Genomic DNA, 11,734 nt, shown 5'->3' with positions numbered 1-11,734 from the left:
CACGTTCATACTGCAGATATGTCTGCCCGCTAGTGTACATTTACTCCGTTTGGCAATCGTTTTTGCTTTGTATATGAAACTGGTGTGGCAAAAATAGTAGTGCCTGCCTTAGCCATTAACTGATAACGGGCTGGATAGGATCGCGGCTGAATATATAGGCAATATGCTGTTTAAATGTAGCACCGGCACGCAGAATGTTATTCGGGAAAGCAGGCTGGTTAGGAGCATCTGTATAGCCTTGTGGCTCAAAACAGATAGCAGCAAATGGCCGGAGTGATTTACGCTTGGGTAGTTGCTGTTCGGGCAGGTGCTGGGCATTATAAACCACCACCACTGGTGCATCGGTTTTAACCGCCATGGACAGGCCAGTATCTGGTGCGCTTATGCGTGCGATGATACTGTTGGCTGAATGCGGTGGTAATACATAAGCTGTATCAATAACGCTGTTGGCAATTGGACGGGCAGAATGAAAATCAAGTGCCGCAGATGCTTTGGTAATGGCGCCGGTTGGCATCATGTCTTTATCAGTAACGATAATTTCCTGTGGTAACAGCCACAACTGATGCTCGCTGACAGTATTTTCATGCAAAGCCAGATTAAAATAACTGTGCTGGGTAAGATTGATAAAGGTATCCCGGTCTGATTGAGCGCTAAAATCAACATTTAATTCATTGTTTGCAGTCAGGGTATAACATACCTGCACATTCAGGTTGCCGGGGTAGCCTTCTTCGCCATCGGCACTGAATAATTGCAGGGTAACAGAAGCTTCTTGTTCATCTGCGTGGGTAGTACTGACTGTCCACCATTTCTGGTCGAAGCCGGTATAGCCACCATGCATATGATGTTCACCCAGATTGGGTGTGAGCTGGATAAGTTTCTGATTGAGTGGCGCACGGGCATGGCTGATACGGCCGGCATGGCGGCCAATTACCGCGCCTAGATGCGGGTTGTTGCTACGATAGCTGGTGCTGGCATAGTCTTCAGCACTATCAAAGCCCAGAACACACTCAATCGGCTTGTTGTCCCTGTCAGGCATCACAATCGAAGTAATGATGGCACCAAAGTCCATAATCGATACCTGCATGCCATTACTGTTTGCCAGTGTCCACAGGGTGGTGCTTTCGCCATCTATCAAGCCGAATGGTTGCGTGTCAATGGTACACAATGATTGTTTATTTTGTTTCATTCTGTCCGGCCTCTTCATCAAGATTATGTAAAAAAGCCAGTTTTTCCGCGATTTTAATTTCCAGTCCGCGTGTTACTGGCTGATAGAATGCCGGTTCATCCATACCTTCCGGCATATAGGTTTCACCGGCCGCATAAGCATGCGGTTCATCATGGGCATAACGGTATTCACGACCGTAACCCAGTTCTTTCATCAGTTTGGTAGGAGCATTGCGCAAGTGTACCGGTACTTCACTGGACGGATGTTTTTTGACAAATGCACGCGCCTCATTATAAGCCACATAACCTGCATTACTTTTGGCAGCACAAGCCAGATACAATACTGCCTGTGCCAGAGCCAGCTCACCTTCAGGGCTGCCAAGCCGTTCATAGGTTAGGGCAGCATCATTGGCTATCTGCATTGCCCGCGGGTCAGCCAGACCAATATCTTCCCAAGCCATGCGGATAATCCGCCGCGCCAGATAGCGCGGATCTGCACCGCCATCCAGCATACGGCTAAACCAGTATAGGGCAGCATTGGGGTGAGAGCCACGCACAGATTTATGTAATGCTGAAATCTGTTCGTAAAAGCTGTCACCACCTTTATCGAAACGGCGTAACTGAGTGCCCAGAGTACTGGCTGTTAAGGCCGCACTGATTTCAGTCTGCTGTTGTGCCTGCGCAGTATGAATCAGTTGCTCAAGTAAGTTGAGAAAGCGTCGGCCGTCGCCATCGGCACTGTTGAGGATTAATGTCTGCGCATCGGTAGCAATGGTGAAAGATTTGAATTCAGGCAGGCTGAAAACTTTTTGCTGTAGCTGTTGCAGTTCTTCGATGCTGAGTGAATGGAGGGTGTAAACCTGCGACCGGCTCAAAAGTGCCGGATTAACTTCAAAAGAGGGATTTTCTGTTGTAGCGCCGATAAAGGTAAACACGCCGTTTTCTACATAGGGTAAAAATGCATCCTGCTGTGATTTATTAAAGCGGTGTACTTCATCTACAAACAGGATGGTACGCTGGCCGTGCTGTAAAGCCAGCTGGGCTTTTTCCACGGCCAAGCGGATTTCTTTTACCCCAGAAAAAACCGCCGACAGTGGGATAAACTGGGCATTAAAGCTCTGTGCCAGAATGCGTGCCAGCGTGGTTTTGCCTACACCCGGCGGCCCCCAAAGCAGCATGGAATGCAGATGTCCGGTTTCTACAGCAACCCGTAATGGTTTACCTGTACCAATCAGGTGCTGCTGGCCAATTACTTCATCCAGATTCTGCGGGCGTAGCTGTTCTGCCAGTGGGGGTAAAGGTTTCTGATTAAATAAATCCATGTCGTGTCATTCAGTACACGGTAGTTAGTGTAATATATTGTACCTGATTGTATAAATTTTGCTCGGTATATAACTGTTGCACTATGTGTATAATCGTCTTGATTACATGACATATAAAAAGGACAATTGTATTTTAGTCTGATTTTAATCCAAATGAAAAAATCAATGAATAAAATATTGTTTTTTATTATTTTTATATTCGTGGCAATAGGGATTTACATCAAATATGACCAAAAGTCAGGAGACAGGCTGGTTTCTGGCATTGCCGGATATATGATTAATCAGGAATGTCAGCGTCAGTTGAGCAAGCCGCTGCGTATCCGGGGGTTGGGAACAATTGACCTGTCAGGAAAGCGTAAGCCATATTGTAGCTGTGTTGCTGAACAAACCAAACGCAAGCTCAATATCAAAGAAGTTGCAAAGATGGTTTATCCTCAGGTGCGCCAGCAAAGAGTAGCTGGATTTATTGCATCTCAGGCTGAGGTATGTAGCTTATAAATATAGTGTTATTAACTTGGTCCAGATATGGTTGGATAATCATACAGGAGAAATAATGAAATACATTAGTACCAGAGGGCAGACAGCGCCAAAAAGCTTCAGTCAGGCATTAATGGCCGGTCTGGCCGATGATGGCGGTTTATTATTGCCACAAAACTATCCGCATGTTGATGCAATTACCCTGCATGACTGGCGTTCATTAAGTTATGCCGAGCTGGCCATGCAGATTATCAGTCTGTTTGCTACCGATATTCCCAAAACAGATTTGCAGACAATCATTAATCAAACCTACACCACAGAAGTGTTTGGTAATAATGAAATCACTCCGCTGAGAACATTACATGATGGTATCCGCATTGAGGCGCTTTCGAATGGGCCAACACTGGCATTTAAAGACATGGCCATGCAGTTGCTGGGTAATCTGTTTGAATACGTGCTGGAGCGTGAAAACCGTTATCTGAATATTATTGGTGCTACCAGTGGCGATACCGGTTCTGCTGCTGAATATGCTTTGCGTGGCAAAGAACGGGTAAATGTATTCATGTTATCGCCATTTGGCAAAATGAGCGATTTTCAGCGTGCGCAGATGTATAGTTTGCAGGACAGTAATATCTTCAATATTGCCATTAAGGGCATGTTTGACGATTGTCAGGATATTGTGAAAGCATTGCAAAATGATCATGCCTTCAAAGCTCATTATCACCTGAGTACAGTTAACTCCATCAATTGGGGAAGGATTGTGGCACAGGTAGTATACTACTTTAAAGGCTATTTTGCCGCTACAAGTACTAATGAGCAGAAAGTATCATTTTGTGTACCCAGTGGTAATTTTGGCAATGTACTGGCCGGACATATTGCCCGCAGTATGGGCTTGCCTGTTCATCGTCTGCTTGTGGCTACTAATGAAAACGATGTATTGAACGAGTTTTTCAATACCGGTCATTACCGTCCTCGCGATGCAGCGCATACATTTGTAACTTCCAGCCCATCAATGGACATCTCCAAAGCATCCAATTTTGAACGCTTTGTTTACGACTTACTCGACCATGATGGCGCACAGGTTCAGCAGCTATGGCAGCAGGTGGCTACAGGCAGCGGATTTGATTTAAGCCATCTGCTGGATAAAATTCAGCATCAGTATGGCTTTGCTGCCGGTAAAAGTACCCATGCTGACCGCCTGCAAACCATTGCTCAAGTGTATGCACAAGATGGTGAACTGATTGATCCGCATACAGCAGATGGGGTAAAGGTGGCGCGGCAGTTGCGCGAAGCGGGCGAAATCATTATCTGTCTGGAAACTGCGCAGGCCGCCAAATTTGCCCAAACCATTCATGAGGCAGTCGGTGATGGCGTGGTGATTCCGCGCCCTGATAATCTGGCCGGACTAGAGGATTTACCTCAACATGTTACCGTGATGGATAATGATACTGCTGCGGTTAAACAGTTTGTAGAAGCTCAGTTGGGGTAAGTAAACCAGCCAATCGGAATTTGTTTTTGCAATTGTGTATCATAAAGAAAGGCCAGCATGCTTATGCTGGCCTTTACTGATTTCATTTAGAAATTATCTGGATTTTCCAGTTTATCTACTTTCTGTTTTAACTCTTCTGGAGTCAGCGCAATTTCCTCACTCGGATCAGCAGCCGCTGTAGCCACAGCTATCGGATTATATACGGAAATGTACTCTGAACCATCGGAGCGCTCTTCAATGGTATACATAACACCACTGCGGTTAAAGCGGTGACACTGGCGCTGATACCAGCCGCGAAAACCAGTTTTCGGCTCATTTGGATTGTGATAAAACGCATTGAGCACTTCGGGTAAACCAAGACCACATACTACACCGGAAAGCAGTACACAGATAAAGGTGTATCCAACCAGAATATCACTGTATTTGGCCAGTGCCGGCATATTGGCTACAGCCAGAATCAAAGCCAGTGAAATACCACCGCGTACACCGCCCCATGACAAAATGGTCAGGCTGCCATGATAGCTTTTCTTGTACACTTTCGGAAACAGCATAAATGCCAATATATTGCCAATGAAACGGCTCAGATGAAGCAATACAAACGCCACAATACCGCCGATAACCAGCGTTTTGCTCATATCAACAATGAAGAGTTCCAGACCAATCAGGGTAAACAAAAACGAATTAATAATACCCTCTACCGCATGCCAGAAATTGTTAACATCATCAATTTCTTTCTTCTGTAATACTTCCTGCCATTTGTTGCCGACAATCAGGCCGCCTACCACACAGGCAATCGGGCCGGATGCATGAGCAAAATAAGCCACAAGGTAGGAACCGGAAGCCAGCAGTGCTGTTGCCAGAATCAGTGACTCATTTTCATGCTTGCCATGCAAGAGGCGCAGTGCACCAATACCGAAAATAAACCCGATAATCACCGCGACCACAATTTCATAGAAAAAATTCTCCACCACACCAATTGGTGAAACATGCTGTCCGCTAATCAGGGTAAGAATAGTCATGAATACCACGATACACATGGCATCATTGAATAATGATTCACCTTCCAGCTTTACCATTAAGTGGCGAGGTGTGCGCACTGAGCTTAATACGCCCTTAATGCCGATAGGGTCTGTAGCCCCAAGCGCCGAACCCAGCAGTAACAATACCAGCAAGGGCACATGATCGCCAACCAAGAACTGGAATGCATAAAGCAGGCTGCCAAAGAGTGTCGAGCATAACAGCAAGCCCAATGTAGCCAGAATCAGAATTTGGCGCCAGTAGCGTTTCAGATCGGAAATCCTGAACTTGAGGGCAGAAGAGGTAAGGATAAAACAGATTACGCCGTTTACTAGAAAATCATAAAAGTTAATATGGCTAACGGCGGCTTTTAGTGCCATGATATCCACATGGATAAAATGATTGCGCCCGAACAGATTCATACCCCATTGCAGGGAAAATACCAGAATCGCGGAGACAATTGGCACACCAATGGCCTGCGGCATGTCAAATAAACGTTTATTTAAAAGCGTGGTAACAATAGACAGCGAAAAAATAACCGTAATTGCCTGTAAAAAAAGTACACTACCCATCCAAACAGTTTTCCTTTATTGAAATGTTGTAATAAATCGTTGTTGATTCGAATCTGGCGCAGTCTTGTAGCAAGTTCCCCTTGAATCAAAACATGCAATAGTAACTCACGAATCAAATTCATCCAGCAAATCCGGTGCCGGAATAAAATACAGGCTGCCGCTAACCGGGGTACTGAAATCCAGCAGGCGGTCTACATGCCCTTCGGCATTACCTGTAAACATATGTTGCAGCATTTGGCGTGTTACCGCAAAAGAACGTGCATAACCGATAAAAAACGTGCCATACTCATTTTTCGATGGATGAGCAAACGCAACATTGGCGCGAACAATTTTCAGCTCATTGCCTTCAGCATCATAAGCTTTACTGACATTGTTATGTGCCGTTGGCGGTTTTTCCTTATCAGACAGTTCAATATCATTGAAACGGCGGCGGCCAATGACTTTTTCCTGCTCTTCCACTGATAATTGCCGCCACGTCTGCATATTATGCAGATATTTCTGGGTAAAGGCATAGCTACCATTGCGGAACAACGGGTCTTCATCACCTACCAGTGCATAATCAGTTCTGATTGTATCTTCCGGATTTTCCGTACCATCAACAAAACCAATAATGGCCCGTCCATCAAGATAACGAAAGCCACTTATTTCATCAATAGAATAAGTAGCGTCTGCCAGTAATTCATGAATCATTGCAGCCATTTCATAACAAATATCCTGACGGTCTGCGCGAATATGAAAAAACAAATCGCCTGGTGTGGCCACGGCTGTGTGTCTGGCGCCTTTGATAGCGGTAAAGGGCACTAACTCTTTTGGTTTCGGTTTTCCAGGGCGTAATTTGTCCCATGCATCCGAACCAATCCCCATTAATGCATTGAAGTTTTCATCGTGAAAACGGCCATGCATACTGCGTACTAAAGCTGAGAAACCAGTGATGAATTCAAGCAATCTAGCAATGGCCGCATCATTATCCTGAATGCCAAGGGTAATAAATAATGCGCTTCTACCCGGATTGGTTATAACCGGCGGTATTCGGTCTATTGTCATTAATAAATACTTTCCTAAACCAATATTATAGTGAAATTAACAAGCGTTATTAAGTACAAAACAGGCATAAAATTAAATATTGTTAACCGTGTTCCGGAAAAAACCGCAATATAACCTTTTTCAGTCTGGCTGATTAACTCTGGTAACAAATCTGGCCATCTTAGTTACCCTTTTCAGCAACGCAGTAAATAAATAGGGCTATTTAAGCATAAGATATGAAAAATCTGGATAAGAAACAATAATTATAACCTAAAATCTTATAAAAGCTTTTATTTGTTGGGATATTTTCGCTAGTATAGATTATTTACTATTACTAATTATTACTCTGGGAAAGCAATGCATCACTCATTTCCACTGGTTGAAACCATCGTTGGTGGTTTATTTTTTGCCTTTGTACTTGGCTATATCGCGCATAAACTGCGTATGCCTCCACTCGTTGGTTATTTGCTGGCGGGCATAATCGTTGGCCCTTATACCAAAGGCTTTACTGCTGATATGCACTTGTCGCAGCAGCTGGCTGAGCTGGGCGTGATTTTGCTGATGTTCGGAGTGGGGCTGCATTTTTCTATCCGTGATTTACTGGCTGTAAAACGTGTGGCCATACCGGGTGCGCTGATTCAGATAGCGCTGGCTACCCTGCTGGGCTGGCTACTGGCCTGGCTGGCCGGCTGGAGTACTGGTGCTGGTGTGGTGTTTGGGCTGGCACTATCATGTGCTTCTACCGTTGTGCTGATAGCGGCTTTGCAACGCTGGCATCTGGGCGATTCTTCTCAGGGACGAATTGCCACCGGCTGGCTGATTGTTGAAGACATAGCCATGGTATTTGTGCTGGTGATGATTCCAGCACTGGCACCGGTTCTATCTGGGCAGGGTAGTGTTTCAGGTGCTAATCTGCTTTACTTGCTTGGCAAAACCAGTGTCCAGATTATCGCCTTTGTCCTAGTGATGCTGTTTCTCGGGCGCAGACTGATTCCATGGTCGTTACAGCGGGTGGTTGGCACCGGTAGTCCTGAGCTTTTCCGGCTGGCCGTGATTGCCGTTGCTTTGGGCTGTGCCATACTGGCAAATTATCTTTTTGGCGTATCTTTTGCACTGGGCGCCTTTTTTGCTGGCGCCATTATCAGTGAAACCAGCATGAACCATACTGCTGAAGATGCCTCCAGTGGCTTGCGCGAATTTTTTACCGTGCTGTTTTTTGTTTCAGTAGGCATGCTGTTTGACCCCAGTATTATTATTCGTGAACCATTATTGCTATTGGCAACCCTGCTGGTGGTGGTCATAGGCAAAAGTCTGGGGGCATTTCTGATTGTGCGCGTATTCGGATATCCGCCACAAACTGCACTGACAATCGCAGTGGCCTTGGCACAGATTGGTGAATTCTCCTTTATGATTGCCAGTCTGGGGGCGGTATACAACATTCTGCCACCATTGGCCAGTGACCTGATTCTGGGCAGTGCCCTGATTTCAATTATCTGTAATCCATTTTTATTTGTCTGGCTGAATCGTTATGTGAAAAAACAATTCCAGCAGGAAACAGTAGCAACTGTCAGTGTGCCTGATAGCGGCATGTTGTCAGATAAGCCCCATGCAAAAGTGGCGGCACCAATTAAACCGGTATCGATTTATTTTATTGATGAAGACATGGCAGTGGCTCCTCCTGTAAGCAATCATACAGTACTTGTCGGTGCTGGTCCGGTTGGTCAGGAGGTAATCAGGCATTTGCAGGCACAGAATGAAACCGTGTATGTACAGGAAAACCGCCTTGAGGTAGTCACCCAATTGCGTGCACGCCAGATACCCGTAGCTTATGGGCACGCATTATCAGATGGTATGCTGGATGCTGTATTTGTGGGTCAGGCCAAAAAGCTGATTATTACTATTCAGAATAAAACCGAGGTAGAGTCGATTATCAGAGCGGCGATAGCGCTCAATCCGCAGCTACAAATAGTAACTTTCAGCAGATACGAGCAAGACAAACAGTTATTTATTCAGGCAGGTGCAACTAAGGTCGTCGACAGCCAGATTGTATTAGCCAATGAAATCATGCATGTATTCGAGCAGGCATCAATCACTTAGTGCTAGATCAATACGGGCACAGAAACGGAAATTATGCAGATAGATTTTGCTCAGTATAAAACTTCACCGGATTTGAGTATAAATTGCGATAAAGTTAGCAGAAAAATCTGAAAATTTTTTTACAACCTGTTCGGTAGCACTCAATAAACAGGCATAGGCTGGTAATATTAATGATTACTGCCTTATGCCTGTTTTTATTTATTCTGTAATAGTGCTGATAAACGTTTCCAGTTGATTACGGCTAGTGATTTTACTGTCAATTTTGATATAGATACTGTGCTCTTCTGACACAATCAAAACCTGATGTACTCCAGCCATTTGCATTAATTGCTGCTGAGCATTGTCGGGCAAAGTTTGTTTACTATCCAGAGTTAAGCGCAGGCTGGCTAAATAGGGCGGTTCCCGCATGGTAAAACTAAGCAACAGCCATGCAAAAGTTAATCCGATACCGAATAAGAATACCGTATGCGCACCAGTGTGTGCTGCCAGCCAGCCGCCAGTTGTGCCACCACAGGCTACGCCCAGGAACTGACCCGTAGCATAGATACCCATTGCCGTGCCTTTATAACCTGCTGGTGCTTCTTTACTTACCCATGAGGGCAGAAGTGCTTCCATCAGATTAAAAGCAATAAAGAACAATAAAACACCTACAACCAGTGGCCAGAAGGAAGTGTCAGCCAGACACAATATAGCTTCAGCAATTAGCAGTACGGCAACGCAAAAAATAAATACCCGCCGCATTTTTCGTTTGCTTTCAGCATAAATGATTGGTGGCAGAACAGTAATGAAAGCAATCAGCATCGTATACAGATAAATCTGCCAGTGTCTGGCCGCAGGAAAGCCTGAGAGCTCCAGTTGCACTGGCAGGGCAACAAAAGTTGACATCAGCAGGAAATGCATACAAAAAATACCGATGTTCAGCTTAAACAGCGAATGATTACGCAACACAGTACCAAAGCTGCCACGTACCATACCCGAATCACGATTAAGAATATGGACGCTGCTGTCAGGAACAAAAAATAGAGTAAGCACAATAGCGGCCAGTGCCAGTGCTGCGATTACCCAGAATAAACCATGCAGACCTATCGCATGTGTGATTATCGGCCCGCATACCATAGCAATCGCAAAAGTGATGCCGAAGCTGATGCCGATAAAAGCCATGGCTTTGGTGCGATTCTGTTCACGGGTGAGATCTGATAGCAAAGCCATTACTGCTGCCGCAATGGCGCCGCTGCCCTGTAAAGCGCGCCCCAGAATTATCCCCCATATGGAGGTCGTTAAAGCAGCAATGATACTGCCCAGAGTAAAAATCAATAAGCCGCCAACAATTAAAGGCTTGCGGCCAAAATGGTCAGACCACAAGCCAAACGGAATCTGTAAAATTGCCTGCATCAGACCATAAATTCCGATTGCCAGCCCAATCAGGCTTTCACTGGCACCCTGTAATGTCATGCCATAGGTAGTCAGAACTGGCAATACCATAAACATACCCAGCATGCGCAGTGAAAAAACTGCCCCTAGTCCCCAGGTTGCACGCCTTTCGGCAAAATTCATTTGCGTATCATTATTCTTGGAATTCATTTTGAATACAGCTTAAAAGAAAAACCTGCCTATTGTAAAAGAAACAAAGGCAGGTTGGGTGGTTTGCGTATTGTTATGTATTTATGTTCAGGATATCAGCCAGCCAGACTTAATACAGTTGGTGAAGCCGGAGTCATAAAGTCTACCGACATCATTATACTTAAAGTAGTGATAGCAATAATCGAAAACACAAATAGTTTGCGTGCCCATATACGGTCATTATTCTGGGCTTTATAACCAGATAATGCCATGCATAGCCACCACATGCTGACAGCCGCAGCCACTATCAGATATTTATATCCGGCGTAGCCTCCGATAGACAGCATCAATGTTGCAAACATAAAGGCAATGATATAAAAAGTGATATGGTGTTTTGCTACTGCAATGCCTTTTACAACCGGTAAAACCGGAATATTGGCGGCCTGATAATCCTTAAAGCGATAAATTGCAATTGCATAGGAATGTGGCATCTGCCAGAGACTGAAAATCGCCAGCAGAATAAGTGCACCCGCATCAAAATTATTGCTCACTGCACAATAACCGATAACTGGTGGTGCGGCACCTGATAGACTGCCGATTAATGTTCCGTAAACGGAATGCCGTTTCATATAGAGACTGTAAATCCCTACATAAACCACAAAGCCCATAACGGATAACCACATGGCCAGCGGATTTGCGCCAAAGTAAAGTACAGCAAATCCGGCAATACCCAATATCGTAGCCAGCGCAAAGGTAACACGCGCAGAGGCCAGTCCTCGTGCCAGCACACGATTCTTGGTACGTTCCATTTTCGGATCAATATCGCGGTCAATCAGGTTATTAAACGCACAGCCGGAGGCCACAACCAAAGACACGCCCAGCAGGGTAAGAATAAGCAGGTAGCCGTTTATGCTGCCTTTGGCAGCCAGCAAAAACCCGCCGACAACCGAAATAAGGTTGCCGACGATAATACCTGGTTTTGTTACTTGCAGGTATGGCTTAATCATGAACTG

9 protein-coding genes are annotated in these 11,734 nt (G+C 45.2%); 3 read left to right on the top strand and 6 right to left on the bottom strand.

Annotation, left to right across the window (positions count from 1 at the left end):
- Positions 1–115: 115 nt before the first annotated feature.
- Entirely contained in the window at positions 116–1,186 is a 1,071-nt protein-coding gene (locus GYX26_RS00195; RefSeq protein WP_174827576.1) for an aldose epimerase family protein, read from the bottom strand.
- The gene (locus tag GYX26_RS00190) at positions 1,173–2,486 is read right to left on the bottom strand and encodes a replication-associated recombination protein A (protein WP_174827575.1); all 1,314 of its coding nucleotides are present in this window, start codon (positions 2,484–2,486) and stop codon (positions 1,173–1,175) included. Before GYX26_RS00190 ends, GYX26_RS00195 begins: the two co-directional genes overlap by 14 nt.
- 165 nt (positions 2,487–2,651) lie before the next feature.
- Between GYX26_RS00190 and GYX26_RS00185 the strand changes: the two genes are divergently transcribed.
- Together GYX26_RS00185 and thrC are read left to right on the top strand one after the other, a co-directional pair.
- Positions 2,652–2,984, top strand: a complete 333-nt coding sequence (locus GYX26_RS00185) for a hypothetical protein (protein WP_174827574.1) — start codon at positions 2,652–2,654, stop codon at positions 2,982–2,984.
- 55 nt (positions 2,985–3,039) lie between these two features.
- On the top strand, positions 3,040–4,452 hold the full coding sequence (gene thrC / locus GYX26_RS00180) for a threonine synthase (RefSeq protein WP_174827573.1): 1,413 nt from the start codon (positions 3,040–3,042) through the stop codon (positions 4,450–4,452).
- A gap of 86 nt (positions 4,453–4,538) precedes the next feature.
- Here thrC and GYX26_RS00175 read toward each other — a convergent pair whose 3' ends face one another.
- Both GYX26_RS00175 and GYX26_RS00170 read right to left on the bottom strand, forming a co-directional pair.
- Positions 4,539–6,041: a sodium:proton antiporter gene (locus GYX26_RS00175; protein WP_100091497.1), complete on the bottom strand. Its 1,503-nt coding sequence runs from the start codon at positions 6,039–6,041 to the stop codon at positions 4,539–4,541.
- A 105-nt stretch (positions 6,042–6,146) separates the two neighbouring features.
- The gene (locus GYX26_RS00170; protein ID WP_174827572.1) at positions 6,147–7,085 is read right to left on the bottom strand and encodes a Dyp-type peroxidase; all 939 of its coding nucleotides are present in this window, start codon (positions 7,083–7,085) and stop codon (positions 6,147–6,149) included.
- 336 nt (positions 7,086–7,421) lie between these two features.
- Between GYX26_RS00170 and GYX26_RS00165 the strand changes: the two genes are divergently transcribed.
- On the top strand, positions 7,422–9,161 hold the full coding sequence (locus GYX26_RS00165) for a cation:proton antiporter (protein ID WP_174827571.1): 1,740 nt from the start codon (positions 7,422–7,424) through the stop codon (positions 9,159–9,161).
- Positions 9,162–9,359: 198 nt separating this feature from the next.
- On the opposite strand, the gene GYX26_RS00160 is transcribed toward GYX26_RS00165, so the two are convergent.
- Entirely contained in the window at positions 9,360–10,742 is a 1,383-nt protein-coding gene (locus tag GYX26_RS00160) for an MFS transporter (protein WP_202984259.1), read from the bottom strand.
- 95 nt (positions 10,743–10,837) lie between these two features.
- Positions 10,838–11,728, bottom strand: coding sequence for a heme o synthase (gene cyoE / locus GYX26_RS00155; protein WP_174827570.1), 891 nt, complete (start codon positions 11,726–11,728; stop codon positions 10,838–10,840).
- Between the last annotated feature and the right edge of the window lie 6 nt (positions 11,729–11,734).

The sequence above is a fragment of the Snodgrassella sp. ESL0253 genome, assembly GCF_013344965.1.
Classification (GTDB): Bacteria; Pseudomonadota; Gammaproteobacteria; order Burkholderiales; family Neisseriaceae; genus Snodgrassella; species Snodgrassella alvi_B.
This window is presented reverse-complemented; position numbering and strand designations above follow the sequence as displayed.

Excerpts from the sequence above, each read along its gene's own strand:
- GYX26_RS00175 (WP_100091497.1), bottom strand. The coding sequence starts at position 6,041 with ATGGGTAGTGTACTTTTTTTACAGGCAATTACGGTTATTTTTTCGCTG.
- GYX26_RS00190 (WP_174827575.1), bottom strand. The coding sequence starts at position 2,486 with ATGGATTTATTTAATCAGAAACCTTTACCCCCACTGGCAGAACAGCTA.
- GYX26_RS00195 (WP_174827576.1), bottom strand. The coding sequence starts at position 1,186 with ATGAAACAAAATAAACAATCATTGTGTACCATTGACACGCAACCATTC.
- GYX26_RS00170 (WP_174827572.1), bottom strand. The coding sequence starts at position 7,085 with ATGACAATAGACCGAATACCGCCGGTTATAACCAATCCGGGTAGAAGC.
- thrC (WP_174827573.1), top strand. The coding sequence starts at position 3,040 with ATGAAATACATTAGTACCAGAGGGCAGACAGCGCCAAAAAGCTTCAGT.
- GYX26_RS00160 (WP_202984259.1), bottom strand. The coding sequence starts at position 10,742 with ATGAATTCCAAGAATAATGATACGCAAATGAATTTTGCCGAAAGGCGT.
- cyoE (WP_174827570.1), bottom strand. The coding sequence starts at position 11,728 with ATGATTAAGCCATACCTGCAAGTAACAAAACCAGGTATTATCGTCGGC.
- GYX26_RS00185 (WP_174827574.1), top strand. The coding sequence starts at position 2,652 with ATGAATAAAATATTGTTTTTTATTATTTTTATATTCGTGGCAATAGGG.
- GYX26_RS00165 (WP_174827571.1), top strand. The coding sequence starts at position 7,422 with ATGCATCACTCATTTCCACTGGTTGAAACCATCGTTGGTGGTTTATTT.